The 24,651-nt window shown below is 45.6% G+C and carries 20 protein-coding genes and 1 pseudogene; 20 read left to right on the forward strand and 1 reads right to left on the reverse strand.

Features of this window, described 5'->3' with window-relative positions:
- Positions 1–65: 65 nt before the first annotated feature.
- The 19 genes and pseudogenes from H7U36_RS14325 (at position 66) to H7U36_RS14415 (ending at position 21,186) form a co-directional block, all read left to right on the forward strand.
- Positions 66–488, forward strand: a complete 423-nt coding sequence (locus tag H7U36_RS14325; protein ID WP_205156371.1) for an FHA domain-containing protein — start codon at positions 66–68, stop codon at positions 486–488.
- Complete coding sequence (locus H7U36_RS14330) at positions 460–1,782, forward strand: FtsW/RodA/SpoVE family cell cycle protein (protein ID WP_205156372.1); 1,323 nt, start codon at positions 460–462, stop codon at positions 1,780–1,782. The genes H7U36_RS14325 and H7U36_RS14330 overlap by 29 nt, the downstream gene beginning before the upstream one ends.
- Complete coding sequence (locus H7U36_RS14335) at positions 1,754–3,088, forward strand: penicillin-binding transpeptidase domain-containing protein (protein WP_205156373.1); 1,335 nt, start codon at positions 1,754–1,756, stop codon at positions 3,086–3,088. Before H7U36_RS14330 ends, H7U36_RS14335 begins: the two co-directional genes overlap by 29 nt.
- A gap of 63 nt (positions 3,089–3,151) precedes the next feature.
- Entirely contained in the window at positions 3,152–3,718 is a 567-nt protein-coding gene (locus H7U36_RS14340) for an FHA domain-containing protein (RefSeq protein WP_205156374.1), read from the forward strand.
- A 77-nt stretch (positions 3,719–3,795) separates the two neighbouring features.
- Positions 3,796–6,813: an AAA family ATPase gene (locus H7U36_RS14345; protein WP_205156375.1), complete on the forward strand. Its 3,018-nt coding sequence runs from the start codon at positions 3,796–3,798 to the stop codon at positions 6,811–6,813.
- The gene (locus tag H7U36_RS14350) at positions 6,797–8,206 is read left to right on the forward strand and encodes a hypothetical protein (protein ID WP_205156376.1); all 1,410 of its coding nucleotides are present in this window, start codon (positions 6,797–6,799) and stop codon (positions 8,204–8,206) included. Before H7U36_RS14345 ends, H7U36_RS14350 begins: the two co-directional genes overlap by 17 nt.
- A gap of 24 nt (positions 8,207–8,230) precedes the next feature.
- Positions 8,231–8,407 (forward strand): hypothetical protein, encoded by a 177-nt coding sequence (locus H7U36_RS14355; protein WP_205156377.1) that lies wholly within the window; start codon positions 8,231–8,233, stop codon positions 8,405–8,407.
- A gap of 28 nt (positions 8,408–8,435) precedes the next feature.
- Entirely contained in the window at positions 8,436–9,125 is a 690-nt protein-coding gene (locus H7U36_RS14360) for a metallophosphoesterase (RefSeq protein WP_205156378.1), read from the forward strand.
- Positions 9,126–9,138: 13 nt separating this feature from the next.
- Positions 9,139–10,506 carry a WG repeat-containing protein gene (locus tag H7U36_RS14365; RefSeq protein ID WP_205156379.1) on the forward strand — a complete coding sequence of 456 codons (1,368 nt, stop codon included), beginning with the start codon at positions 9,139–9,141 and terminating at the stop codon, positions 10,504–10,506.
- Positions 10,507–10,621: 115 nt separating this feature from the next.
- Positions 10,622–10,831 (forward strand): DUF6462 family protein, encoded by a 210-nt coding sequence (locus tag H7U36_RS14370; protein WP_205156380.1) that lies wholly within the window; start codon positions 10,622–10,624, stop codon positions 10,829–10,831.
- A gap of 312 nt (positions 10,832–11,143) precedes the next feature.
- Positions 11,144–12,379: a site-specific integrase gene (locus H7U36_RS14375; protein WP_205156381.1), complete on the forward strand. Its 1,236-nt coding sequence runs from the start codon at positions 11,144–11,146 to the stop codon at positions 12,377–12,379.
- Between the two features lie 275 nt (positions 12,380–12,654).
- Positions 12,655–13,029, forward strand: a pseudogene (locus H7U36_RS14380) (lysine--tRNA ligase); the annotation flags it as partial.
- 18 nt (positions 13,030–13,047) lie between these two features.
- A complete protein-coding gene (locus H7U36_RS14385; RefSeq protein ID WP_195639072.1) occupies positions 13,048–13,212 on the forward strand; it encodes a hypothetical protein in 165 nt (54 codons plus the stop codon).
- A gap of 58 nt (positions 13,213–13,270) precedes the next feature.
- Entirely contained in the window at positions 13,271–14,872 is a 1,602-nt protein-coding gene (locus H7U36_RS14390) for a response regulator (RefSeq protein WP_205156383.1), read from the forward strand.
- Positions 14,873–14,884: 12 nt separating this feature from the next.
- Complete coding sequence (locus H7U36_RS14395) at positions 14,885–16,687, forward strand: sensor histidine kinase (protein ID WP_205156384.1); 1,803 nt, start codon at positions 14,885–14,887, stop codon at positions 16,685–16,687.
- Positions 16,662–17,960: an ABC transporter substrate-binding protein gene (locus H7U36_RS14400; RefSeq protein ID WP_205156385.1), complete on the forward strand. Its 1,299-nt coding sequence runs from the start codon at positions 16,662–16,664 to the stop codon at positions 17,958–17,960. The genes H7U36_RS14395 and H7U36_RS14400 overlap by 26 nt, the downstream gene beginning before the upstream one ends.
- A 145-nt stretch (positions 17,961–18,105) precedes the next feature.
- Positions 18,106–19,410, forward strand: coding sequence for an ABC transporter substrate-binding protein (locus H7U36_RS14405; protein ID WP_205156386.1), 1,305 nt, complete (start codon positions 18,106–18,108; stop codon positions 19,408–19,410).
- A gap of 96 nt (positions 19,411–19,506) precedes the next feature.
- The gene (locus H7U36_RS14410; RefSeq protein WP_033125963.1) at positions 19,507–20,349 is read left to right on the forward strand and encodes a carbohydrate ABC transporter permease; all 843 of its coding nucleotides are present in this window, start codon (positions 19,507–19,509) and stop codon (positions 20,347–20,349) included.
- Positions 20,350–21,186, forward strand: coding sequence for a carbohydrate ABC transporter permease (locus tag H7U36_RS14415; protein WP_205156387.1), 837 nt, complete (start codon positions 20,350–20,352; stop codon positions 21,184–21,186).
- Positions 21,187–21,240: 54 nt separating this feature from the next.
- On the opposite strand, the gene H7U36_RS14420 is transcribed toward H7U36_RS14415, so the two are convergent.
- Positions 21,241–23,721 carry an excinuclease ABC subunit UvrA gene (locus H7U36_RS14420; protein WP_205156388.1) on the reverse strand — a complete coding sequence of 827 codons (2,481 nt, stop codon included), beginning with the start codon at positions 23,719–23,721 and terminating at the stop codon, positions 21,241–21,243.
- A 184-nt stretch (positions 23,722–23,905) separates the two neighbouring features.
- Between H7U36_RS14420 and H7U36_RS14425 the strand changes: the two genes are divergently transcribed.
- Complete coding sequence (locus tag H7U36_RS14425) at positions 23,906–24,649, forward strand: SDR family NAD(P)-dependent oxidoreductase (protein WP_205156389.1); 744 nt, start codon at positions 23,906–23,908, stop codon at positions 24,647–24,649.
- Positions 24,650–24,651 lie beyond the last annotated feature (2 nt).

The following is a 24,651-nucleotide window of genomic DNA, read 5'->3' on the forward strand; positions in this document are numbered from 1 at the left end:
CGTGAAGGTGGTTCTCATCTTCCGTGAGACTGGCTCAGAATACTCGTGCAAGTGGTGCTACACGAGTGGAATATACACAGCATAATAAATTTAAGTATACGAAATTAACCGAAAGTAATGATGGTTATCAATATAATGCATCAAATCTTTCCGAGTATGCCTACATAATTATTCAGTTAAATCGTAATGGTCAAGTGCTTCAGAAAAAGGGAATTAATATTGACAACGGCGGACGGTTTACTATAGGTAATTCCCAAAAGTGTGATATGTGTATCGAAGACAACAGCATAGATGAATTACAGAGCATAATTTCAAAAGATAATAAAGGAATGTTCCTTATCAATAACTCAATGTTATGTAAGCTTTATTATGACAGAAAAAGTGTAAGACAAGTTGATATAGCAGACGGTACACTTATTTTCCTTGGTAATTATATTTACAAATTTAGAGAGGTACGTCATGAAAGTAAAATTCAAACAGTTGAATGACATCCACTTAATTAAAATTGCAGGTTTATTTTTGATATTGGAATTGTTTGTAGCGGGAATTATTTTATCCAGACATGGAAATATCGATGTTTTTGCTTCTGTTTCATTACTTTACCTGTTAATAGCTACAGTAACAGTTTTCGTAGTAAAAAAATATGCTTCAAATATTAAGATAGCAGTATGCAGTTTGCTTCTTTTACTTATAGGAATTACTTTGCAAAGCTTTGTTCAGGAGAAAGAATATGGAAGGAAGTTCCTTTTCATTTTGGCTCTTAGCTTTGCTGCGTCTGCAATGTTTTGGGTTCTGTATCTTAAGATACATGACTTGTGGAGAAAAGAAATCTTACTGCCTGTTTTGGCTGCTCTTACTATTTTGGGATATGCTGGATTGTTTGTATATGGAAATAATATAAATGGCACAAATGCATGGATTATTATTGGTGGTTTTTCATTTCAGGTTACTATCTTATTTAAGATTATCTATATATATTATTTATCTTTAGTTTTTGCGGTATATTCCTGGAGTGATATGAAAAAAATATTGAGTACTATGCCAATATTAGCGATAAATTTTTGTGGCCTGATTGCTATTCGAGAAATGGGAACCTTGTTGGTGATGTGTATATTATATGTTTTATATTGTATTTTGTTTCTTAGACAGATAAAGACTATTTTTGTCATGATAATTGCTGGGGGGATAGTACTTCTTTTTGGTTTTGGTCTATGCTTTCTATTATCTCATTTAGGCATAAATAACGTAGTCGTTCAAATGGCTGATAAAATATCAAATCGGCTTTATATATGGATACATCCAGAAGCTGATCCATTTAATCTTGGATATCAGGGATTAAAAGCAAAAGAAGCAATGGCGTTAGGTGGCGTATTTGGCAGTAATTATAAGATTGAAATACCTGTTGCGGAAAGCGATTATGTATTTCCTGCGTTGATTTTATACATGGGAGTATTTGTCGCTGCCATTGTAGTGATATTGTATATTTTACTTCTTGTTGAAGGAATTAAAATTTATTTGTATGCAGATCAGGAGTTAGAAAAAGGACTTGTGGCAGGCTTTACATATTCAATATTTATCGAATCTGTCCTAATGATGTTTGGATCCACAGGTTTTTTTGTTATGACAGGAGTCCCCATGGCCTTTATAAGCGATGGAGGAACCGCTATGTTAACAAACTTTTTGATGATTACTTTTATGCTTTGTGTTGATTCAAAGTTAATACAGAACAAAAAAAGAAAGGAGCGTTTTTATAATGCAGAAGATGTTATACGAAAGAACTAAAATTGTGATTTTAATTATAACGACAGGTATAATTTTCTTTTTATACTATTTGTTAACTAGGACTTCTGTAGTTAGTGGAGTAAATGAATATACCGATAATTTAAGAAAATCTACTTTAAATGATATATATAGGGAATCCGTTTTAGAGGGTTCAATTATTGATTCATCAGGAAATATCATTTCGGAAGCCACGGAAAAAAGCAAAACAGGAAGTCTGGTATATCCCGAGGCATATTCATGGTTAATTGGATATAATGATGTTACATTTGGTGCTTATGGGCTCAAAGGAAGATATGAAGAATATCTTTATATGCCAGGTGAGGACGGTAAAGGTGCTACAATCCAGTTGACCATTAATGATAATCTGCAGCGGAAAGCATATGAACTGATTTCTGGTACAGAAGCGTCTGTAATTGTACTCAATACAACTTCGGGAGAGATATTAACATTAGCCTCATCAAAGAAAGACACTCAATTTAATGTGAATGAAATCAATGAATATATGGAAGAATGGAATAAAATAGATGGTTTTTTTCTTCCAAATGGATATAAAGATATGGAGGAGCCGGGAAGTGTCTTCAAAATTATAACGGCGTCTTCTATTGTAGAAAATAATATGGAAAATAATATTATTCAGGATTCAGGCACGCTGGATATACAAGGACACACTGTTAGAAATAGTGGAGAATCTGCATTTGGATCAATATCATTGCAAGATGCATTAGGATATTCTTCAAACGTGTATTTTGCACAAGAAGCATTGCTGCTGGGAGAATCCGAACTAAATGGAAAGGGCAAAGATTTTTTGATTGGGGAGGATATAGAGTTAGATTTTACTACGTTAAAATCGAATTGGAATTTAGAAAATGCATCATCGGCTCTTTTGGCAGATACAGCATATGGACAGGGGAAGACTTTAATTACACCTTTGCAGATTGCAATGATTGGACAGGCGGTGGCGAATGATGGAAAAATGTTAAAACCTTATCTTGTAGATGATATCTCCCTAAATGGAAATAAATTATACGAAGGAGCAAAAACTTGTCTGACCCAGTCAATTTCCGAAGAAACATCTAGTCTTCTGAAGGAATATTTAAATAAGGTAGCGGAGAACAATTATGGTATAAATTTATACAATATATCTGCTAAAACGGGAACAGCAGAACTTCCAAATGGGTATGTGAAAAAATACTTTCTGGCATTCAACCAGGATTATGTAGTGCTGATTTCTCAAAAAGATATAAGTGGATATGGAATAGATTTAAAAGATAAAGTTATGGAAATGTTTGGTTTACTGTACCAGTAAAAAAATAAAATTTTATAGGACTCCATAGATTAAAATAGAGAAAACAAAAAGGAGGAGTCTGTTATGAATAATTTGTTGGCACAGTTTATTATTATCGCGTTAATAGGTGGGATCATTTTCACTGTAAAGTTTCTTTGCAGTACCATAGGAGAAGGTGACTCTGGCTATAGAAAATTAAAAAAAGGAAATATACATCGAGCCAGTAGAAAACAGCGTGTTGGAACTTATATTATGCCTACATGGGAAATTCAAATGCTCAATGACAGAGGAGAGACTGTAAAAAAGAAACCAATCAGTTTTTTGCCTGGAAAAGGATTTTACATAGGCAGCTCGGAAGAGTGCGATTTTGTAATTAAATCCCCTTTTATATCGTCTAAGCATGCCATAATAGCGGAAGATGAGAATGGATACTTTATTAAAGATTTAAATTCTAAAAACAAAATAAGGGTAAAAAATGAGGTGGTTGAGGAGATTGATTTAAGAGATGGGATGCTTCTCTATTTAGCTAATATTCCCTGCAGGATTGTAAAAGAAGATCCGTTTGCGGTTTTTGAAAATATGAAAGAAGCAAAAGAGAAAGAAAGAATATATGATTTCACGGACACGGAACCTATCACAAGATTACGGTGATTAAGAATAATCTAATATTTATTACGGTAAAAAATACAGTAGTTGAGATAGGAGGGATCAGTATGTGTGCGTATAACATGAAAGATGAAGATATCCAGGAAATACAGACAACTTTCTTTGCTATTAAAACTGCAAAAGTGGAGACTGGTCATATAATTTGTATCGAGTCCGAAGTCTATAATCTCCGGAAAAACTTACTGTATGAGTTTCATATCATCGATCAGGAAGATGAATGTCGCAGACTGAACTGCTGCCTTGAAATGATGCTTGCAAAACAGTTGGGCGAACCTTTGGAAGGGGAAAACTATTGTTTTTTTCTTGCCCTGGATGAGGAAACTGAGTTGTATCATGTCCAGTCCTATATTAAAACGTCAGACAAGCCCATTTTACGAGAGTATCTGGAGCATGTGGACCGTAATCCTGATAATAAGGTTCTTGCTGCTTTTTCAAGTATGACAGAAGAACAAAAAGAATCTATCAAAAGACAGCTTGATTCGCCCGAATATGCACAGAAAGAAAGGGATGAACGGCCTGCACCGATATTCAACACAGAAAGCGAACTGAGATGTAAATATGAGCTGGCGAAAGCTCATTACAGTCCCGAAAATAGAGAGTACATAGAGGGGAAATTTGCAGTTTTACAAAAGTCTTCGGACAGCAAAGAGAAACACCATGCAAAAGAGTGTTTAAAATATTTTCTGACTATTAATTCGGGTGTTCAGAAAGGATTTTCTTTTTCGACTGCTTCTCTGCGTAAAGAGATAAGCACGAGCCTTTATGGAATGGAGACCGTAACAGAACGGATTATAGAGATACTCATGGCTGCCAGAAGAAGTGGAAAGTCAAACTGTCGTATTCTTCTGGTAGGAAGTCCCGGAACAGGGAAAACAGAAGTGGTTCAAGCTGTTTCCCGTGGAATAAACCGTCCTATTGTAACGATAGAAGGATCTGCTATGCGTTCCGGGCTCGATCTCATAGGAGAGGATAAAATCTACGATAAATCAGAACCGGGAGCGGCTACGCTACAATTTTTCAGGGCGGGAACTACTGATGTGGTCCTGCTTATTGATGAAGTCGATAAAATGGGAAAAGATGCGAGGGATGGAAACTGTTTTAATGCCCTGCTGTCTCTTCTGGAGGGATATGACACCTATCTCGAAGGATGTCTCGATCTGTCTTCCACATTGGTATTCGCTACAGCCAACTCACTGTATGGAATTTCGGATGCTGTGGTAAACAGGTTTGAAGTGATTCATATTCCGGATTTCGACTTCGAGAGAAAAATAAAAATTGCTGAAGAATACTCAGTTCCTAAACTGTTGAAAAAATACCATTTATCAGAAGGCGAACTAAGAATAAATAACGATGTCCTTGAAATGCTTGCCAGACAGTATTGTTCAGATGCAGGCATGAGAGATATGCAGAAATTTTTGGAAGTAATATTCCAGAGAGTGCTTGTAAAAAATGCTGAGGGAACTGTTTCTGTGAATACAGAAAATATTAAGGAATATCTTGCGGTGGAACCGGATAAGACAAATCTGAGAGTCCTTTATAATAATCAGTATCAGTATTACAGCGAGGAAGAGCGCCGGGAAATAGAGGGGATGTTTTCCACCCTGGCAAGTCCGGCTGCAGATTCAAAAGAGAGGATGATTATCAGAAAGAAACTGGAATATCACATTTATATGAATCCTTATGAGGAAAATCGAGAGAAAGTAGGCATTGAATCATTTTACCGTACCCTCGAAGAAAGTCACTTTGGGATGGAGGCTGTCAAAAGGCAGATTATTCGCTCTTATTATTCAGAAAAGCAGCCGAATTTCAGATTTCTCTTTTATGGTCCTGCCGGGACAGGAAAGACTAGCTTGATTAATGCAGTGGGCAAGGTTTTAGATATGCCGGTTGTTCGGATTAACTGTAATGGGCTTTATGATGTGTCGGTCTTAAAAGGCACGCCGGATCTTTATGGAAATGGGGACTGCGGTGCAGTAATAAGGGGAATGAGTAAAAAGAGAACAAGGAGGGTTTTGATACATCTGGATGAAATCGATAAAGGACTGAAACAGGGAGGATCAGGAAACATAGAAGCGGTTTTAATGGAGTTGTTGGATGACAGCAGACTCTGGTACGATACTTTTCTGGACTTTCCGATAAATATGGATTCTGTCAGTTTTATTGCGACATGTAACAGTCTGAATGAAATCAGTCCGATTTTACTGGATCGTTTTCGTATGATTCCTGTTATGGGTTACGAGCCGTGGGAGAAGAAACAGATCGCCTCAGCTTATATTCTGCCAAGACTGATTCGCCGGTCTGGATATGATAATCTGCAGATCCATATGGATGCGGCTGCTGCGGAATATCTTGTGGATTACTGCGCGCCGGGAAGGGGCGTGAGAGGGTTGGAACATTGTCTGAGGACAGCTGTGGAGGCGTTGATTGAAGAATATTGCAGTTCGGGAAAAGAAGAATTACGTATCAGCAAATATCTGCTGGAAAAAGAAATAGGATCAGCTGTCAACAATGAAGATGAATGCCCTTGTAAAGATACAAAAGCGGTGGGAATAGCAAAAGGAATTGGAGTTTGTAACGGAATCGGAAGAATTATGACAGTAGAGGCAACAGTACTGGATAGAAACGAGATTGTGATAACAGGCAGTGTGGAAGAGGATACAAGAGAGAGCGTTCTGGTAATCCGTACACTGGTTGAAACAATGACATCAATACAGGGGAAAGGTCTGCATATACATTTTGGTACAATTGGCGAGCGAAAATGTGGTCCTTCCGCTGGACTCAGTGTATTTGCGGCTACATACTCGGCATATACCGGTTTGCCAGTTCCAATGGATCTGGCTCTTACCGGCGAGGTGACGTTGAAAGGATATGTAACAGGCGTCGGAGGTGTAGAAGAGAAGATCAGAGGAGCACAGAAATCCGGATGTAGTCTGATCTGTGTTCCGAAACAGAATTATACGGAAAAAGTGGAAGCATTATGTGAAAATTTAGAAACAAAGGTTCTTCCGATATATCATGTAAAAGAAGTTCTCAAACATGTTTTTGGAGAGGGGGAAGGAAACGATGGAGGAGTTATTTAAACAGCCGCTCGGGGTACAGCTTGTCAATCTTTACGCTATGCGCTTGAAGTGTTTAAGAGAAGGGAACGGGATGCATCAGGCAATATACTTGTTTCGGTATATTAAGATTTTAGCAATGCTCGGCGTAATCCCTTATTCGGTATATAAAGAATGTGACTTAAAATATGGGTGGCGAGAAGAGTGCGCTAAGCTTTATTTTTGCATAGCCAGGGTGCTTTGGAACGAGCTTGGAGTGTACAAAAAAGATGCTGATATCCCTGATATAAAAGTCTTGAGCGATCACTTAAACCGTTATCCATCGATTCGGTATAACTGGCTGGAAAGAGCTTATCTTCGGAGAGATTCAGATATTATCAGAATGGAGTTGCGCGGAAATAATTACATTTTGTTAGTCCGTCATCCGGGGGAAAATAATCTCTTTATCATATCGGCAGATAAGGTGAATGCTGTTGAAAATATAGAAAAAAATATTTCAGAGATTTTGGGGAATAAGGGCGAATTTGAGAAAATAGGCGGCTTGACATTAGCTGAAGGCATCAGGAAATTCCCCTGTATTCTTGAAGATTTTGGAGAAGATATTCTTTATTATGATCTCCCTGATCGTGATGATTATATTGCAGAATATAAAATGCTCACAGGAGAGGGGAAAATAGGTAAAATGAAAACGCCGAATCTTTTCTGGAGCCATACATTTTGGGGAAGATGTTCGGATAAATTTGCCTACTGGGACAGAAAGAAAGGGATTATTTATCATGAAGAGGGTGAAGAACGTAAGCTGGCGGATCTTCCAAATCATTGTGAAGTGGAGCGGAAGAAAAACAGAATTGAGCTTTGTTTTACTCATGAATCTGTCTTTTTTGAAAGGATTTTTTATGACCTGGAAGGGAATTGCCTTGCAAGTTCAAGGAGTGATCAGTTGGAAGATATGTGGTGGCTGATTGTCCAGCTGGTGATTCCACCGGGTTTCAGGATTATGACAGACCGAGATATTGATTTATTAAGACGATATCATGATAACTTCAGCATAAACTGGATCCGGCAGAAACTGAGTGAAAGAAATTTCTTGGCAAGTAAAAAGGAAAAGGCATTTCAGGATATCCTTACTCTTCTGGAGGAATGCGGCTGTAATGATGAAAGAGATATTCTTTCGATATTAAGAATATTGGCGCACTATACATTCAGAGTTATTGAAGATGCCTTTGTTGTAAGACGTTACTTCTCAGAGCTCTTCTATAATGTGTTGATACAGGCAGTAGATTTTCATGGGAAAGACCAGTTCCTCAATAAACTGGAATCGGATCCCGAAACAGTGTTTGCCCCATATTGTATCAGGACACAAGAAGAGTGTGATGAGATGATGGATAAAGCGATGTTTTCATATGATAAAAATTAATCATGTGTTGAAGGAGCGGGGAAAATGGCCAATAAGTATTTGAGCGATTTACATCTTGGACATGCACATATTTTGGAGATGTCGAAAAGAGGAGAAAGGTTTGCAGACGTTGATGAAATGAACAGATGTTTCGATATAAACGATCATCCCGTGACACTGGAAGAACTGATTGAAAACAATAGGAAATGGTATGGACGATAAAAGAGGTGAGTTTTTTATGACGTACGTAATGAGCGATATTCATGGTGATTATTCATCATTTTATAATATGCTTGTTAAAATAAATTTTTCGTCATTTGATAAGTTATTTATCCTTGGAGATGTAGTCGATAAGGGACCGGACAATCTTTGTCTGCTTGGGTTTATCAGATCTATGCCTAATATTTTTTTAATTAAAGGAAACCATGAATATCTTTTTGAGAGATATCTGCAGGGGACTGTCAGCGCTGAATTATGGGATGCTTGTGGAGGCAGTATAACTCGTAAAGAGGCTGAAGGACTTACAGAAGAGAAAAAAGCTGACATGTTTCAGTATCTAAGAAGTTTGCCCGTTTATGAAATCGTAACGGTCGGGGGCAATGAATATTTCCTCACGCATTCAGGCTACAATGCGGATTATGATGTATTCCATTCCGGAATGGGTCTGATTGATATTAAAGAGTCTGTAGATCAGGCAGTTAAGGCGGATCAGGAAAGGTATCTGTTTTCAAATGATATTCATTATATACCGGCTGTTTTAAAATTTGATAAGAAGATAATTGTGGGACATTATCCGACATTTTTAATTCCGGGGCACAAGATGTATTCCATATTTTATGGGGAGAAGTTCTTTGATATAGATACGGGAAATGAGCGTAGGGATGAAGGGGGAAGGCTTGCCTGTCTTCGCTTGGATGATGGAAAAGAATTTTACATATAGGGGGAAATGAAAAATGAAAAAGAAAATTTACTTTGTAATTCTAATGACTATATTTCTGCTTACAGGTTGTTCGAGTAATTCTTCTGATTCTAATATAAACGATATTGATCCAAAGAATAACGATGTTTTAAGAACAACAGAAGAAATAAAAAATGAGTTGGAGAATGTAGCCTTGCCGTATACATGTGGAGAAGAGTCTGGATTGATTAATGTTGACGGAGAAAAAATATTTTCTATGAAAGAGGACTGGATACATCCAACTTATGATGACAAATATTGGATATGTGGAAATGAGGTCCGAAGAATTGATGGATCTAGTGTGGTTAACTCCGGGGGTGGAGAATTGATATTATATCTTGGTGAAAATATGTTTGTTCAGACTATGTTGATCGGGGAGATTTTAGGAGAAGATAAATATGCTGTTCAGGCATTCAACGTAAATGAAGAAGGTGCTGTTGAGCTTCCATTAAGCAATATCAGTGAAGTTGTTCCTTTTCAGAATGGCATAGCAATGGTAAAAGGAGAAGGATTTGATCAATATGAGATTATATATATTGGTACTGATGGCAAGCCAATTACAAATAAAATATTTCGATCTGGAACAGGGTTTAATAGTAATAGCGAAGCACTTGTTCTTGACGAGGATAACACCTACAAATATATTAACAAATACGGATCTATAATACGAACAACAAACTATACTGCATCAGATTTTTCGATTCTTTTCAGTTGTCCTAATTCTGATTTGGTTGCCATCAGTAAGAATCCGGGAGAATACATGATAAACGGTGAAGAAATATCAGCTGACGGCGGTAAATCCGGATATCTAAATTCAAAGACAGGGGAAATTATAGGATTATATGATAATGTGGCTAATTTGACCGAATTAAACGGGGAGACATATGCAAATGTCTATTTGGAAGATAAAGGATGGGGTCTTATGGATGTTGCATCAGGAGAAACTGCTATTGAGTGTCAGTATAGTAGTACAGGTCTGTTTCGTAATGGACTCGTCTCCTTACAGAAAGAGTCACTGTTTGGTTGTATAAATGTAACCGGTGAAGAAGTCGTTCCTTTCTCATTTATAGATCCAGTAGAATTTGGCAATCGCGGGAACTGGACTGTTGGAAATAAACTTTCAGAAATCGATATTGTCCTGATAGGGGAATATGTGTTACTTACTACAGAGAATGGAAAGTGTGCAGAATCGGAAATTCCAGGTCTAAAAGAAGGTGATGAGCCTAAGGTAAATCTCTTTAACGCATCAGATAAAAACTGTACGATTCAGCTGTTAAATGATTCTAATCATGACAATGTGATCGAATCAACACGCTATATAAATCCGTGGACCGGAGAAATAATATGTGAAGTGGGAAATTAAAATATCTCAAAATAAAAGTTTTAATAATATATTGTATTATGAGCCTTTTTCTCTTGGAAATATGAGGGAGTTGTTTTCTAATTCCTTCTAAATTTTGAAGAAAGGGGCTTTTATTATGGGTTTTGCGAGAAAAGATGTTGAAGCAACGAAGCGCCGCGAAAAGAAGTTTGTGAGATATCAGGAAGGCGCTGAAAAATACAGTCTTGGATTGACAAAATTCCAGGCATTAGCAAAAGAGGCTAAGGCGACATATAAAATTGATAAAGTTGTCTTAGTGAATTGTGAGATCTTTGAAAAGTATCTTGAAACATTTAGAGAATATTGATTATTTACAGTGAGAAAAAGGACTCAGATAAGATTGCTGCCTGTTGACATTTTGTCATACAAAAAGTATAATGTGAATCATAGGAGGTATGAATGCAGCTATGACTAAGATGGGAAGACCAAAGTCTGAAAACACAAAGAAGAAAGTCTTGAGCATTCGTGTGTCTGACCAGTTGTATTCTCAGCTGCTTACATACGCCGAAAAACATAATATGACCACTACAGATGTTGTTTTACGTGGAGTGGAGGCTTTTATCTCTAAGCAGGAATAAATCAATGAGTCCTTCTTTCATACTGGGAGGAGGAAAACAACATGGCAAAGACAAGAAAAGATCTGCGGGGAAGGTCGTTAAGAAAAGGAGAGGTGCAGAGAGCGTCGGATAAGCGGTATATGTATACTTATACGGATCCGCTTGGCAGACGAAAATTTATTTACGCAAATGATCTTACACAATTAAGAGAAAAGGAAGAAAAACTGTTAAAGGATCAGTTGGACGGTTTGGATATCTATGTGGCCGGGAAGGCTACTCTGAATGAAACTTTTGACCGTTATATCTCTACTAAATACAATTTGAGAGAGTCTACAAGAAGTTCCTATTTATATACTTATGATCACTATGTGAGGGATACTTTTGGACTAAAGAGAATTGCAGAGATAAAATATTCCGATGTTTTGCAGTTTTATTATCATCTTCTTAATCAGCAAGGGATTTCATTAGGAACACTTGATTCAGTGCATTGTCTGCTTCATCCTACATTTCAGTTGGCGGTAAGGGATGAGATTATCAGAAAAAATCCTACTGACGGTGTAATGAAGGAAATAAGCAGAGAGTCGGGAAAAAACAGAGGCGTCAGGCATGCGTTGTCCATTGAACAGCAGAGATGTTTTATGGAGTATATTGCCAACCATCCAATTTATTATCACTGGTGGCCTATGTTTACTATTTTATTGGGAACAGGCTGCAGGATCGGAGAAGCGCTTGGATTACGATGGCAGGATCTTGACTTTGAAAAGCGGGTAATCAGTATTAACCATAGCCTGGTATATTATCCGGCGAATGGAAGTAATAAATGTGTTTTAAGAGTTTCACTTCCGAAAACAGATGCCGGCATCAGAACTATACCGATGTTGGATATCGTAAAAGATGCTTTTGAAATGCTCTATGAAGAACAAAAAGAAAACGGATTCAATGAGACAGAGATTGACGGAATGACGGGCTTTATTTTCTGTAACCGCTTTGGTTCAGTGCCAAATCCGCAGACAGTCAATCATACAATAAAACGTATTGCCAACAACTATAATGCTGATGAAGTGGTTCGGGCAAAAAAAGAACACAGGGATCCGATTATTCTACCTAATTTTTCATGCCATCATTTGCGGCACACTTTTTGCACCAGACTTTGCGAAAACGAAACAAATTTAAAAGTTATCCAGTCCATTATGGGTCACAAGAATATTGAGACTACATTGGACATCTACGCTGAAGCAACAGAAAAGAAGAAACAAGAATCATTCGAGAATTTGGCAGCCAAATTAGATATCTTTTGAGAAGGGCTTACAAATTCGCGGAGTACAACAAAATTTTGAAAAGACAACAAATTGACAACAAAATGAATTGAATAATGAATTATAACGAAGGACTGTGAATAATATATTTATTCAGTTGCAAGCCGGAATAAGGGATAATAAGTGATCACGAAGAGATCATAAAATATTTCCCGACAATGAAGTCGCAGGGAGCTGCAAAGAACGCGGCCAACAACGAGGCCCAGTCCTCCGCACCGGCACAGGCACAGACAGCGGCAGTATCCGCGCCCGCTCTGGATCTGTCCAAGGTGAAGATCGAGCCTCTGTTCGAGGATATGGTGGACTTCGAGACATTCAGCAGGTCTGATTTCCGGGCTGTGAAGATTGAGGCCTGCGAGGCAGTTCCGAAGAGCAAGAAGCTTCTGAAGTTCACACTGAACGACGGGACAGACCGGAAGCGCACGATCCTGAGCGGTATCCACGAGTACTACGAGCCGGAGGAGCTGGTCGGAAAGACAGCGATCGCCATTACAAACCTTCCGCCCAGGAAGATGATGGGCATTGACTCCGAGGGTATGCTGATCAGCGCGGTGTACGAGTATGACGGACATGAGGGGCTGAACCTGCTGACGGTGGATGACCAGATTCCGGCAGGAGCAAAGTTGTACTAAAAATAGAAAATATAAGAAATGAGACTGCAGAAGAGCACTTTTTGGAGGAGAGATCTTTCAAGGAGTGCTCTTTTTGTGTCTGGAAAACACACAGGTTTAATTTTTTGCATGCCAGGTATAGTTTTTGTTACAGGTTTTTCTCCCGGAGGACTTAAAATAGTACGTGATGATATGATAAGATAGACTCAGTGTACCGGACGGCGGAGGGGCTGGCCGGGCGCTCCTGGGAGAAGAGGTTTTTATGAAATTATTGAAACTTGTGATCGTGGACGATGAACCTATCCTGCTGCAGGGACTGCTTGACACCTACGACTGGGCGGACATGGGTTTTAAGGTAGTGGGCTCAGCCCAGAGCGGGGAGCAGGCCATAGAGGTGATCAAAGAGACAAAGCCCCATGTGGTGCTGACAGATATCCGGATGAAACAGATCACGGGGCTAATGGTGATGGAGGAGATCCAGAAAACGGACATGGACTGCATGTTTATCGTCCTCAGCGCCTACCGGGATTTTGACTATGCCCAGCAGGCCTGCGATCTGGGGGCCTTCGCTTATCTGCTGAAGCCTATTGAGGATGAGAAGCTGCGGGAGACCATGGAGGCAGCCTACCGGACCTGCATGGAGCAGATGGAGCAGGAGGCCAGGTATGAGAGCTGGGAGAAGCTGCTGGTGAAGGATGGAACCAGCTTTCAGCAGGTGGTTGTGCAGAATTATGTCCGGGACAGGCTACCGGAGGAAAAGGTGGAAGAAGTCTTCCGGACGCTGGGAGACATGCCTGGAAATGAGGAGCGCTTTATCACTGTGTACGCGGATATAGATGTGGCCTACAAGATCACGGATTACCTGGATTATGAAGCGGCCAGATTTGCGCTTCTTAAAAGGCTGGAAGAGGAGCTGGAGAGCCGCTATTTCTGCTGGCGGGCCGACGGCGAGGAGACGGGTAGCGCCTTTATCGTCCGCACCACGGACAAAGAGGCGGTGGGAAAGCTGAAGCACTTCCTGGAATACATCAAAAAGGAGGAGCAGAGCAGGGTTATAGCCGCCATATCCAAGCCCTACAAAGGAATTGCCGGGATCAAAAGAAGTTATGTGGAAGCCCGGAAGCTGTTCGAGATTGCCAGTGTGTCCGGAGCGGGTGCTTTTACTTCCCCGGAGGGGGTGGAGCTGCCGGACCAGGCGGCGACGGCCGGAGAAAGCGGGGACGTGGACAATCTGATCGTGAACGCTGTGCGCAGGAACAGTGAGAAAGAGCTGAAGGAGGCCTTTGTCCAGTTTGTCTACGGGCTGCCTCACGAGGAGGAACAGCAGCGGCAGCATCTCCACCGGATGATGCTGAAAGTGGAACTCATGCTCCAGGCGTCTTACGGGCTGTCAGAGGATATCCGGGAAAAGTTCCGGGGCTACTACGATAATCTGGGAACCATCGGCACGGCAAAGATGGTGGATGTCTGTTACCGGATCCTGTGCGCGGCCATTGAAGTGAGAAAAAGCGACGCAAAGCAGGATGAGACAAGATATTTCAAAGAGTACATGTCAGAGGCAGTGGCTTATATAGAGGAACATCTCAGGGACGAGGAGCTGTCCATTGTATCTGTGGCCTCCCACATTTATCTGAACCCGGTCTATTTCGGAAGGGTGTTTAAAAATACGTTCCACATGACGTTCAAGCAGTATCTTCTCCAGCAGAGGATGGAGAAGGCCAAAAAGCTGCTGGAGGAAGGAAAAGGCAGTATCGGAGATATCTGTGAGGCGGTGGGGATCCACAACCCGTCCTATTTTTCCCATGTGTTCAAGCAGTACACGGGGAAGCTCCCAAGCGAATACAAGAAAGAGTACGAGGGATAGACAGAAATCGATATGAAAAGAAACGAGAAGGTATCCGGCATACAGAAAAAATATCTGAAGTATACGGCGGCGCTCCTGGGGCTTGCGCTTCTTCTCTCCAGCCTGGGGGCCGGCCTGTATGTGAAGAACAGGCTGACCCGGGCGGTGATCGCAAAATACGAGTTTATGACGGAGAGAATGGGCATCAGCCTGGAAAATCTGTTCCGCCAGAGCGACGAGGCGATGGCAGAGTGCGTCCTCTATGACGATGTGCAGCAGAGCCTGCGCAGTAAGGGGCTGGAGGAAGTCAGCCGCATTGGTCTGAGTAAATATTTCGCCTATGTGGGGCTGGAGCACATCGCGGATTACTGCTATGTGGATAATAAAGGGAATGTATACAGTAAATCCTATTCAGATGTAACCTTTGAGGATGTGACAGACAGCGGTTTCCAGGAGTATCTGGGAGCGGACTACGCCCGGACAAAATGGTTCTGGGCGAAAGATACGCTTTTTGGAACAGAGGAGGAGGCGCTTTTTATCGGAAGGTATGTCCGGAGCATGGAGTATGCCCACGACCCCGGGATGCTGTTCTTCAGGATGGATGATGCGTTTCTGGAGGGGATCACAGGGACGAGTGGAGAGCTGACAAGCGAGGCGGCGGTTGGAATTATCGACGCCAAAGGGCAGCTCTGTTTTTCCTCGGTTCCGGAGGAATTCAGCGTGGGTAAGAAGCGCCAGGCGGATATAGCGGAGCGTATCGCCGGGAGCGGGTCTGCCGGCATGATCCTGGAGGGGGAGAGTATTCCGGGAGGCGTTCTGTCGGCGTACCGGGATGAGGCCAGCGGGCTGGCGGTCTTTTCCTTTGTGCCGGACAGGGTGCTGAACCAGGGGATTTTCCCTGTTTTCCTGGTGCTGGCCGGGATCTATCTTGTGGTGCTGGCTGCGGCCGCGGTGCTGAGTATTTATTTCTCCAGAAGATTTACAAAGCCCATCCAGGAGATCCGGACGGCCATGGCGGAATTTGACGGCAGCAATTTTGACCGGACCATAGAGCTCCATACCAACACAGAGCTGGACGAGATCGGTCACTCCTACAATGAACTTCTCGGGAATATCCAGAGACTGCTGGAGGAGATCAAGGAGCAGGAGAGAGAGCTGCGCACATCGGAGCTGAACATGCTGATCAGCCAGATCAATCCCCATTTTCTGTACAATACACTGGATACGATCTATATGCTGGCGCGGATCAACAAGGAAGAGACGACTATGCGGATGATCCAGGCCCTGTCCAGATATCTGCGGCTGTCGCTGAGCAAAGGAAACGATATAGTGACTGTGGAAGACGAGCTGGAGAATGTGAAGAGTTACATGGAGATCCAGCAGATACGAAACAAAGATCTTTTCTCCTACCAGGTAGACTGCCGGGTGGATGCCGCCCACACAACCGTTCTGAAGCTGGTCCTGCAGCCGCTTGTGGAAAATGCAGTAAAGTATGGATTCCGGGATATATTTGAGGGAGGGCAGATCCGGATCACCGTGTGGAAGGAAGAAGAGGAGCTGTACCTGGAGGTGTACAACAACGGCACCCCCATGGAGGCGGACATGGTGCAGAAGATCAACGGAATGAACAAGCTGCCTCTGGGAGAGATGAAAAACTGCTTTCCGGATAAGAGGCACGGTTACGGCGTGGTAAATATTCTGACCCGGCTCAGACTGAAGTACGGGGACGGGGCAGCCTTTTACTGCAGAGCACAAGAAGATGGAACAAGCTGTACGATCAAAATTCCCCGGGGAGACGGGCAGGAGGCATATGAGCAGGAACAGATACAGATTTAGAGGAAGAGTGATACAGGCGGCAGCGGTTTCCCTGCTTTTCTCCGTGGCAGCCGCAGGCTGCGCGGGAAGGCAGACAGAGGAAAAAGCAGGCGGGGAGGAGGTGTCCATCCCGGTCATCCTGATCGTGGACTCCTCTACAGGCAATAGAAATGAGGAAGATGTGATCCAGGCATTCAATGAACTGTATGATGGGAAGTGGCAGGCGGATGTGGAGTGGGTCATGGAGACGGAGGAAGAGTACCGGCAGAACCTGAAACGGCAGAATGTGACGGATACCCTCCCGGCAGTTATTACAGATCTCCGGATGCTTCCCGCTTTCTATTATACGATGATCCAGGATGGCAGGATCGAGGAACTGTCCGGGTATATCAAGGAAGATGAAGAGTGGATGGAGATGATCGAGCCGTCGGTGCTGGAGTCCTGCAGCGAGGAGGACGGCAGTATCTATCTGGGGCCTGTCAGTACGGCGGCATTTTCCTGTTCCGGGATCTTCTGGAACGAAGAGCTGTTTGCCCAGGCAGGTATTGAAAAATTTCCCGAAACCTGGGAGGAATTCTGGGAGTGCTGCGAGAAGCTGGAGAGCTGCGGCATCACTCCGCTGGCCCTTCATACCGAGGGGACGGCCTGGGCGCCCATGCTTTTTGCCACGGCGGAGGCGGCCTCCACGGAGGAAGGGGCGCAGTTCATGCAGCAGTTTTACCCGGACACCTACCAGAATGAAAGCGGGCTGCGCATTGCCCGGACGCTGGAGCGGCTGTTTCAGTACACCACAGGTGATGCGCTGTATGCTGATTTTGATGTGTCCTATGAGAATTTTTTCTCCGGGAAGGCAGCCATGATCCCCAACGGATACTGGATGATGGATCAGATTCCCGAAGAGTGGCAGGACAAAGTAAGGTTCTCGGCATTTCCGGAAAACAGGCTGATCTCATCCCCGGAGACATTTGGCTGGGCCATTGTGTCCAGCTACAGCCAGGAAGTCAAAGAGGGGGCGGCGGCGCTTCTGAAGCTGCGCACGCAGATGAACATGGAGCAGAGGGAGGAGCTGTTTGAACAGAGTCCGGATTCCCTGACCCAGGCAGAGCGGGACTATATAGAGACCTACAAAAGCGGCCCGGTCCTTGTCCCCAACTACCAGGTGAAATGGAACTCCATCCTGCAGGAGGAGACGCTGGGAACCATCCTCCCGGATCTGGCCCAGGGGAAGATCAGCCCGGAGGAATTTACAAGAAAAGAAGACGAGAGCATCCAGGAATTTCTGGAGGAGCAGTGATACTTCGGCGCCGGAGAAGATACCGGCGCTGAAGTATTTTTTTTGGCATTCCTGGTTTTTTATTTGATAACGGGGAGGAAGAGCGGCCGGTTATAATAGTCCCAGAACAAAGAAAACAGAGGTTTTCAGAAAGGTGAGGAAGGATATGAAAAAGAAAAAAGTAATATCATTATTATTAGTTGCAGCCATGACAGCAGGCCTGGTGGCAGGATGCGGAAGCTCCTCCGATTCCGGGGACAGCGCCGGCAGTGAGGCAGAAGGAAAGGTATATTACCTCAACTTTAAGCCTGAGGCGGACGAGTACTGGCAGGAACTGGCGGAAGTCTACACAGAGGAGACCGGCGTGGAGGTGACAGTTCTGACAGCAGCTTCCGGAGAGTATGAGAAGACACTGAAATCAGAGATGGCAAAGACAGATGCGCCTACCCTGTTCCAGGTAAACGGACCTGTGGGACTGGCAAGCTGGAAAGACTACTGCTATGATCTGTCTGACTCCGATATCGCAGGGGAGCTGACAGACGACAGTTTTGCGCTGATGGACGGCGATAAGATGGCAGGTATTGCCTACGTTATCGAGAACTACGGCATTATCTACAACAAGGACCTTCTTGAGAAAGCAGGCTACACAGCAGACGATATCACAGACTTTGACAGCTTCAAAAAGGTAGTGGAAGACATTACGGCAAAAAAGGATGAACTTGGATTTTCCGCTTTTACATCAGCAGGCATGGACAGCTCATCTGACTGGAGATTCAAGACACATCTGGCAAATCTTCCGATCTACTATGAGTATAAGGATGAGGGCATTGACAATACAGACGCCATCAAGGGCACATACCTTGACAATTACCGCCAGATCTGGGATCTGTACATCAATAATGCAACCTGCGAACCGACAGAGATTTCCACAAAGACAGCCGATGACTCTACAGCAGAGTTTGTGACAGAGGAAGCGGTCTTCTACCAGAACGGTACATGGGAGTACAACAACATTGCGGATATCGGGGATGAGAACCTTGGCATTCTGCCGATCTACATCGGAGTTGAGGGCGAGGAGAACCAGGGCGTCTGCACAGGAACAGAGAACTACTGGTGTGTAAACTCCAAGGCATCTGAGGAAGATATCCAGGCAACACTGGATTTCATGAACTGGTGTGTAACTTCCGATGAAGGTGTGGAGGCTATGTGCAAGGATATGGGATTTGTCATTCCGTTCGAGTCCAACCTTGAGTCTGAAAATACACTGGTAAACGAAGCCAACGCGTACATGGAAGATGGGAAAACACCTGTGACATGGGTATTCTCAACCATGCCTTCTGAAGAGTGGAAAAACGGCGTAGGATCTGCGCTGACTGCATATGCGGCAGATCAGACAGATGCCAACTGGGATAAAGTTGTAAGCGCATTTGTGGACGGATGGGCTACAGAGACAGCGGCATCAGCAGAGTAATCTTTCCGGAAGATCTGAAAGACATATTGAATTGAACAGGAAAGCGGCGGGCAGAAAAAGTCTGAACGCCGCTTTTTCAGAAGGAGGAGGATTTATATGGAAAAAGCGATCAAGCGGTATATGCCCATCTTTGTGCTTCCCACATTCTGCGCATTTATCCTTGGATTTATTATTCCGTTCGTAATGGGGATCTGGCTTTCGTTCTGCAAATTTACCACAGTCACGGATGCGAAGTTTGTCGGATTATCCAATTACATCGAGGCGTTTAAGGACACGGTGTTCAGACATTCTTTCTGGTATACCGCTCTTTTCGCCGTGGTATCGCTGGTGGTGATCAATGTGATCGCCTTTGCCCTTGCCATGGCGCTGACCCAGAAAATGCGGGGAACCAATATTTTCCGCACGATCTTTTTTATGCCTAACCTGATCGGAGGCATCGTGCTGGGCTACATCTGGCAGCTCATCTTCAACGGCGTGCTGGCGCACTACAGCACAGCGCTGGGGCTGAATGAGTGGTACGGTTTCTGGGGACTGATCATTCTGGTGAGCTGGCAGCAGATCGGTTATATGATGATCATTTACATTGCAGGGCTTCAGTCCATCCCCGGAGACGTGATGGAGGCGGCCCAGATCGACGGCGCATCGCGGATCCAGAGACTTTTCAAAGTGACCATCCCCATGATGATGCCATCCATCACCATCTGCATGTTCCTGTCTATTACCAACGGATTCAAGCTCTTTGACCAGAACCTGTCGCTGACGGCAGGAGAACCGTCCAAGATGTCCGAGATGATGGCCCTGAACATATTCAACACATTCTACGGACGTACCGGATGGGAGGGCGTCGGCCAGGCCAAAGCAGTGATCTTCTTCGTCATCGTTGTGGCTATCGGCATGCTCCAGCTTAGGGCTACCCGTTCAAAGGAGGTGCAGCAGTAAATGAAAAAGAGAAGCAGGATAAGCACGCTGGGGACCGGCGCTTTCACCATACTGGGGCTGGTCTACATCGCCCCGATACTGATCGTGCTTATGAATTCCTTTAAGAAAAAAGTATATATCAACAAAGAACCTTTTACGCTGCCGACGGAAAAGACATGGAACGGCCTTGAGAATTATCTGACAGCCATCGACAAGTACGAGCTGCTCAGCGCCGTGGGCTGGACGGTATTTATTACCGTTGGCTCCGTGCTGGTGATCCTTGTGTGCACATCCATGTGCGCCTGGTATATCACAAGGGTAAAGACAAAATTTACTAAGGCCCTGTACCTGCTCTGCGTGTTCTCCATGGTAGTTCCCTTCCAGATGGTGATGTTCACCCTGTCTCTGGTGGCGGACCGTACCAGGCTCAACACACCCTGGGGAATTATCATCATTTATCTGGGATTCGGAGCGGGACTGGCAGTCTTTATGTTCTGCGGTTTTGTAAAATCCATCCCGCTGGAGATCGAGGAAGCGGCTCTTATCGACGGCTGCACGCCTCTTAGAACTTTCTTTTCTGTGGTGCTTCCCATTATGAAGCCGACATACATCTCCGTGGGGATACTGGAAACCATGTGGATCTGGAATGACTTCCTCCTGCCTTACCTTGTACTGGACCTGAATAAATACAAGACCATATCTATTGCGATCCAGTATATGAAGGGAAGCTACGGCCGGGTGGACATGGGCGCCATCATGGCGGCGCTGATCCTGGCGGTCATCCCGGTGATCATCTTCTACCTGTCCTGCCAGAAGCACATTATCAAAGGTGTGGCAGCAGGCGCGGTGAAAGGATAAAACAATGGAAAAACATAAGGGGGCTGCCCGGCGGGGTGCCCTCCTTTCGTCTGTCTACAGATATCTCCCTGTCACGCTCTGCGCATTTGTCTTGATTTCCTCCGGCGTTCCGGCTGCCACGATCCGCCCGCCGCTCTCCCCGCCGCCGGGGCCCATGTCGATGACGTAGTCTGCGCTGCGGATCACGTCCAGGTCGTGCTCAATGACGATGACAGTGGCGCCCTGGCTAATGAGCGTCTGGAAGACATGGAGGAGCGTCTGCACGTCCAGAGGGTGGAGGCCGATGGTGGGCTCGTCAAAGACAAAGACCGCATCCCCCTGGGGGCGGCCCATCTCGCTGGCCAGTTTCAGCCGCTGGGCCTCTCCGCCGGAGAGCCCCGGGGTCTCCTCGCCCAGAGTCAGGTAGCCAAGCCCCAGGTCTTTTAAGATCTGCAGACGCTGACTGACGTTTTTCAGATGCCGGCAGGCATCCAGCGCGGTGTTCACATCCATGGCCATCAGCTCCGGCAGAGAGAAGGACTGTCCTTCTTTATTAGTATACCTGATCCTGCCGGCGTCCTTGCTGTACCGGGAGCCCCGGCATCCGGGGCAGGTGACTTCCACATCCGGCAGGAACTGCACGTCCAGGCTGATGACGCCGGTGCCGTCGCAGACCGGACAGCGCAGCTTTCCTGTGTTGTACGAAAAGTCCCCCGCCTTGTAGCCGGCTTCTTTGGCATCCGGTGTCCTGGCAAATGTCTTCCGCAGCTCATCGTGGACATTGGCGTAGGTGGCTACGGTGGAGCGGATGTTGATGCCGATGGGGGTGGCGTCGATGAGTTTTACCTGTCCGATCCCATCCGCCTCCAGGGAACGCACGTGTTCCGGCAGTTTTCTGCCCTTGATCTGTGCCTCCAGGGCGGGGATCAGGCTCTCCAGGATGAGGGTGGTCTTGCCGGAGCCGGATACGCCGGTGACAGCAGTGAGCCGTCCTTTTGGGATGTCTGCCTCCAGCGGCTTTACGGTGTGGATGGGACCGGTGGAGAGGTGGATGCGGCCGTGGGAGAACATGTCAGAGGCCGGAGCCTGCTCCCGCCGGAAGCCGTCTGCCCTGCCGGCCAGGAAGGGGCCGATCATGGAATGGGAATCTGCCATGATCTGGGGAATACTGCCCTGGGCGATGACATGGCCGCCCTTCAGGCCGGCCTCCGGCCCCATCTCCACGATCCAGTCGGCCTCTGACAGGATCTGTGTATCGTGGTCCACCAGTACGACGGAATTGCCGTCTGCTATGAGGTCGTGCATGACTCCTTTCAGCCCTTCGATGTTGGCGGGATGCAGTCCGATGGAGGGCTCGTCCAGCACGTAGAGCACCCCGGTGGTGCGGTTGCGGACAGCCCGTGCCAGCTGCATCCGCTGGCGCTCCCCGGTGGAGAGGGTGGAGGAAGCGCGGTCCAGGGACAGGTAGCCAAGGCCCAGGTCCATGAGCCGCCGGGCCGGGGTGTGGAAGGACTCGCAGATACTCTCCGCCATGGGGCGCATTTCCTCCGGCAGGGAGGCAGGTACGCCGGACACCCAGTCAGCCAGATCCACAAGTGGCATCCGGCACACCTCATCCAGGGAGCAGCCCCGCAGCCGGGGCGCTCTTGCTTTTTGGGAGAGTCGGGTCCCGCCGCAGTCCGGGCAGACCTCCTCCTTTAAGAATTTTTCCACCCGCTTCATGCCTTTTTCGTCTTTTACTTTGGAAAGGGCGTTCTCCACAGTATACACGGCATTAAAATAAGTAAAATCAAGTTCCGCCGCCTGGTTGGAGCTTTTGGCCTTGTAGAGGATATGTTTTTTCTCGGCGGGCCCGTTGTAGACAATGTCCTTCTCCCTGTCTGTCAGCTGGCAGAAGGGCACGTCCGTGCGCACTCCCATCTCCCGGCAGACGTCGGTCATAAGCGACCACATAAGGGAGTTCCAGGGAGCCACGGCGCCCTGGTCGATGGTGAGGGTTTCGTCCGGTACAAGGGTGGAGCGGTCCACTGTCCGGACGGTTCCGGTCCCGTCACAGGAAGGGCAGGCTCCCTGGCTGTTGAAAGCCAGTTCTTCCGCCGAGGGAGCGTAGAAGGAGGCGCCGCAGTCCGGGCAGACCAGCGCCTGCTCGGCGGCCACCTTCAGGGTGGGCGGGTGGTAGCAGCCGCAGGACGGACAGCGGTGGCTGGCCAGCCTGGAGAACATGAGCCGGAGGCTGTTCAGAAGCTCGCTGCCGGTCCCGAAGGTGCTGCGGATGCCGGGGACAGCCGGGCGCTGGTGGAGGGCCAGAGCTGCCGGCACGTAGAGCACATCATCCACATCGGCTTTGGCCGCCTGGGTCATCCTGCGCCTTGTGTAGGTGGAGAGGGCGTCCAGATACCGCCTGGATCCTTCCGCGTAGAGGACACCCAGGGCCAGGGAGGATTTGCCGGAGCCGGACACGCCGGCGATCCCCACGATCTTGTTCAGAGGGATATCTACGTCTATATTTTTCAGATTGTGGACCCGGGCGCCCCGGATCTTCATCTTGTCTATCATCTGTCATCATTTCCTTTCCGTTGTGTTTCTGTATCTCATAGTATAGTCCAATCTGAATTGTTAGGAAAGAGCTGTAGATTGACTAATATTAAACGTTCCTTGTAAACAGGGATCAGCCGGTATAAAATAAAATTAACAGATAAAAATATAAAAAAACAGAAAATTGTGCAAAGGAGGAATGAAAATGCTAAAAAATAAAGTGGCAGTTGTGACAGGCGGCACCCGCGGCATCGGCTACGCGACGGTGAAAAAATTTCTGGAGAACGGGGCGGCGGTCGTGCTGTTCGGTTCCCGCCAGGAGACCGTTGACAAAGCCCTGGCATCTCTGAAAGCGGAAAACCCGGCATGGGAAGTGTACGGCGCCTGGCCGGATCTGGCAGATGCCGAGGCGGTGGCCGGGGAGGTCGGAAAGGTCAAAGAGACATTGGGAAAGATCGATATCCTGGTAAACAACGCCGGCATGTCGGACAGCACACCTATTGACAACTACACGGCACAGCAGTTTGCAAAAGTGATGCAGTTAAATGTAAGCGCCATGATGAACTGCATCATGCCCACAGTGAAAATTATGAAAGAGCAGGGAGGCGGATGCATCCTGAATACGAGCTCCATGGTCAGCATCTGTGGACAGCCCTCGGGCGTGGCTTACCCCACAAGCAAATCTGCCGTGAACGGACTTACCTGGTCCCTGGCAAGGGAGCTTGGCCCAAGCCGCATCCGGGTCAACGCTGTGGCGCCGGGTATTACAAAGACAGACATGGTGGCGGCGCTCCCCAAGGAGATGATAGATCCTCTGATCAACGCCATCCCGCTCCGCCGGGTAGGCGAGCCGGAAGACATTGCCAATGCTTTCCTTTTCCTGGCCAGCGATATGGCCTCCTATGTGACAGGAGAGATCTTATCTGTGGACGGGGCGATGAGGACGTAGAA

It is taken from the genome of Faecalicatena fissicatena (assembly GCF_016900595.1).
In the GTDB taxonomy this organism is placed as follows: domain Bacteria; phylum Bacillota; class Clostridia; order Lachnospirales; family Lachnospiraceae; genus Claveliimonas; species Claveliimonas intestinigallinarum.